Raw genomic sequence first — 304 nt, 5'->3', positions numbered from 1 at the left:
CGGGCGTCACCTGAAAATCCAGTCGTGTCCCTAAACTATGATGCCGATTGCGAGCTACAATGCCCGAAGGAAGCGTAGAGTTTGAAGACGCCGCTGAGACCGATCCAGCCGAAAAGGGCGAGCCAACATAATGTCTTTGTCGCCGTCCAGTCGATCCGGTGCACCGCAGCGTCGGTGATGACCAGGCCAAGGATGGCAAGCAGGCCAACAAGAAACTGCGCCAGGCCGAGCACAAGCAGTTCCTCGCGCGGCGCGTTTTTCCAGAGGAGATATACACCGCCGGCGCCGGCGAGGAAGATGGCGC

General features: G+C 59.5%; 1 pseudogene. It reads right to left on the bottom strand.

The annotated features are described in order from the left end of the window. Positions 1-35: 35 nt before the first annotated feature. Positions 36-304: pseudogene (locus EN859_RS36860) on the bottom strand (hypothetical protein); the annotation flags it as partial.

Origin of the sequence: Mesorhizobium sp. M00.F.Ca.ET.216.01.1.1, assembly GCF_004010325.2 — a bacterium.
In the GTDB taxonomy this organism is placed as follows: domain Bacteria; phylum Pseudomonadota; class Alphaproteobacteria; order Rhizobiales; family Rhizobiaceae; genus Mesorhizobium.
Note: the sequence above shows the minus strand (reverse complement) of the source record. Positions and strands in the feature narration are given on the sequence as shown.